The organism is Ectobacillus panaciterrae DSM 19096, from assembly GCF_000430785.1.
Taxonomy (GTDB): Bacteria; Bacillota; Bacilli; order Bacillales; family Bacillaceae_G; genus Ectobacillus; species Ectobacillus panaciterrae.
On record NZ_AUMR01000163.1, the window covers coordinates 1 to 3,486 of the forward strand.

Annotated in this window: 2 protein-coding genes; one reads left to right on the top strand and one right to left on the bottom strand. The window is 37.0% G+C overall.

Annotation, left to right across the window (positions count from 1 at the left end; all coding sequences use genetic code 11):
- Positions 1-305 precede the first annotated feature (305 nt).
- Positions 306-1,394, top strand: a complete 1,089-nt coding sequence (locus H540_RS0121780) for a GerAB/ArcD/ProY family transporter (RefSeq protein WP_028402374.1) — start codon at positions 306-308, stop codon at positions 1,392-1,394.
- Positions 1,395-1,980: 586 nt separating this feature from the next.
- Here the strand turns inward: H540_RS0121780 and H540_RS0121785 are convergent.
- Positions 1,981-2,685: a YoaK family protein gene (locus H540_RS0121785; protein ID WP_028402375.1), complete on the bottom strand. Its 705-nt coding sequence runs from the start codon at positions 2,683-2,685 to the stop codon at positions 1,981-1,983.
- Positions 2,686-3,486: the final 801 nt, after the last annotated feature.

Here is a 3,486-nt window from a genome sequence, read left to right on the forward strand (position 1 = left end):
TTCATACATAAGTTGTTTGGAATTGCATCATAATCCGTAATTGAACAGGCTATGTAGGTTCTATGTCTCTATCAAATGATTTTTGCACCAGAACCCTTGTATGTATTCTTGCTACCTTTGGCAATTATGATTGTTTTTCTATTAATTTCTCATAAAAAATTAATAGAAAAAAAGTGCTTCAGAATTAATTTCGAAGCACTTTTTTTCTTTTCTAGTTCACATAATCAGTGTTATCGGAAGTTAAGAGTCTTTTCTAAATATTTTAGGGAGATACTAAAAGAAAAAAATTAATGAGGTAAAAAAAGATGATCGAAAAAGGTAAAATTTCTGCATTCCAGATGGCATTTCTCATATTACCTTTGATAATATCAACCGCTATTCTTAATGTTCCAATTGTCACGGGTAGGTTTGCACATCGTGATATGTGGATTTCGCCAATTTTAGCGTCCCTCAACGGATTTTTGACAGCGTTTATTGTGTATCAATTACATAAGATCTACCCAAAGAAGACCATCATTCAATACAGTCAGCAAATTATGGGTCGAATTCTAGGAAAAATACTTGGATTTGTCATATTGTTCATTTTTCTGCATGTATCAGGAATAATAGGTCGGGAATATGCTGGTTTCATTATTTCTGCTTTTCTCCCTAAAACCCCTATGGTCGTAGTTATAGGAAGTATAATTCTTCTTTGTGCCTTTGCTGTGCGAGGCGGTGTGGAAGTTCTGGGAAGAGCCGCTCAACTATTCGTTCCGATCTTTATTTTTCCGCTGGTCTTATTGATTCTGCTCCTGCCTGACTTGAAACTGGAGAATATGTTTCCAATCATGGAACAGGGGATTATGCCCCCAATCATGGGAGCAACTGGGGCCATAATTTGGTTCGATGAAGTTTTTCTGATTTCTATGCTGCTTCCTTTTTTGACCGATCATGAAAAAGGGATGAAATGGAGTATGATATCGGTGGCTGTCAGTATGTTAATCATGGTGTATCTCAATATTGTTAGCATTTTTTTGCTTGGAGAATCAGCAACTGCTTATACAAATCCAGTGTTTTTTGCTTTTCGATACATTAGTGTTGCTACTTTTTTTGAACATCTTGAGTCACTTGTGATCGCTATTTGGGTGATGGGGGCATTCATCAAACTTTCAGTGTTCTATTATGTACTTGTTTTAAGAACAGCCCAATGGTTACATCTATCTGATTACCGTCCCCTGGTATTTCCATTTGGTTTTCTTGTGACTTTATTCGCTATATGGACTCCCAATACACAGGAACTGGCCAAATTTATCAGAACGATTAATCCTTTTTATGGAACATCTATTATGACGTTCATTCCGATAGTGTTGCTATGTATCGCGCTTATACAGAAGAAGTGGAAAAATAAATATTAGACATAACATGATATAGATTCATGATCTGAATAATCCCCGGTCCAAAAAAGACACTGGATATGTATCGAGGGCACTGAAAAAGTCTGTTTAAAGAGGGTATTTTTACATATCCCCTCGAAAAGGTTTATTAGGGAAAAAACAACGTATGTCAAAATATGTACAATACTATTGACATGTTTCGAATTGATTTAAGTTGTATTTATGAAACGCAAAAGACACGTTTAACAGCATATTCAAAAAGTATACTTTTTGAAATTCTTTCCTTGAACTCAAGTGGCTCAAGGTATACAGCTTATTAAACCTTTTCGGAGCGTTGTGCAAAAACACCCAAGTAAGAGAGCATTAGAAGAAAATCAAAGAAAATTCGAAATTTGGTTTCAACAAGTGAAAGAAGGGACTGGATTTACTCCAGTCTGTGATGGGATGTAAGGTGGACCCCATCGTCAAGACACTAATTTAAAATTTTTAAGGTGGGTCAGAATCCAAGGGCAGTTTAAAACTTGTGAACCCTTATGAAAAGATAGTGCCATGCAATCTGCATACCGAATAATCCCAGCCAATCTTAGCTTTTTAAACATCGTTTGAGCTATTTCTTTTCTTTCTCGATCCGCTGGTTCGACTCTAACAAGAGGAATGCACAGACAAGAAGTGCAGCCGCAATCCAAATAGCACAGTTTTCCAGAAGCGTGGTCAGAAAACTTCCACTTAAAGCACCAAATAGGAAAGAGCCAATGATGGTGTAAAATTTAAGAGCCTGTTCGGCTGCATCTTTATTTTTGTTCATAATAGCCCGATAGGCTGCTTGTGTCGCAGTCCTCAGGTTTCCCGTTGTCATGGCTGTATTATAAGACCAGGTATAAAGCTTTCTAAAGGATGATACCTGAAGAGACGCAACAAAGGATATGACCACTGTGACCATAATATTCGGGATACCCGAAGGCAGCAGGCCGACTGCAATCAACACAGCTATTTCAAGCAGCAAAATGGCACGGGCAGGCAGCTTGAACAGCTTTTTTATTCGGGGACTCTTAAAGCTTTCCGCAACAGCAACACCTAAAATGAAGGCAAGAATAGGCGGAATATGGAGCAGTGCCTGTGTCCAAGAACCTTGGGCAATCTTGATTCCGAGTAATACAATATTTCCAGTTTGCGCATTTGCAAACACGCCCCCTCTGCTTAAAAAGGTATAAGAATCCAAATACCCTCCTACAATCGCAAGCAATATCCCAAGATAAAGGGACTCCGATGTCACCCTTGGAACTCTTGCAGCGATTGCCCCCCTCCGACTTATTGTTGTTAATACAGCAATTAATCTATCCAAGAGACACAGCCTCCATTTCTTATTCTGGTTCTGATTTTGATTTTGGTTTAAGCCATACCGTTCCCATAACGGATAGAGGAAGAACAATTGATCCTAGAATGATTACACAAATAAGTTGTAATATGCTATTTCTTGGTCCTAGAGTTAAAAGACCAAAAAATAAAATAAGTGTTATCACTAGTCCAATCCAAGATAGTATTTTAATTTTTTCATTAGCCTCACCTTAATTTTTATTTGGTTTTATTTTTAGCTATCTTTACTTGAAATATTTAGACAAAACTGGGGAATAGGCTGAATACCGTATACATGTGAAGTTTACATAACATGTCATTATCGGTAGTTCCTTATCCCCACCATCCCCATGATATCAACATTTCTTAGAATATCTGAAATTATCACATATGCAGGATTCTATACATTGCCGTTATGGTGCGAGTTTGGACTCTCTGGTCATGTGCTAGATATGCCAAAAAACTGTATAAAATCTTGTATATTCCAACAGCCAGAAGGAGGCTGTTGTTTCTCTATCGACTAAATGTAATATTTTACCGCTTGAATTTATGCTTTTATCTGAATTATTATGAATTTGAATCGACATTTTACACAAAATACCTTTACATGCAAAAAGAGCCACATTTAATGGCTCTTTTTGTATTTTTTTAGCATGTGATGGTACCCCTTATTGAGCTGTTACTTTTTCAATATCTTTCACACCTCGATAGATTAGGTCAAACAATTCGTCGATGTTCTTTTCTTCAATACAAGAGAAGG

Excerpts from the sequence above, each read along its gene's own strand:
- H540_RS0121780 (WP_028402374.1), top strand. The coding sequence starts at position 306 with ATGATCGAAAAAGGTAAAATTTCTGCATTCCAGATGGCATTTCTCATA.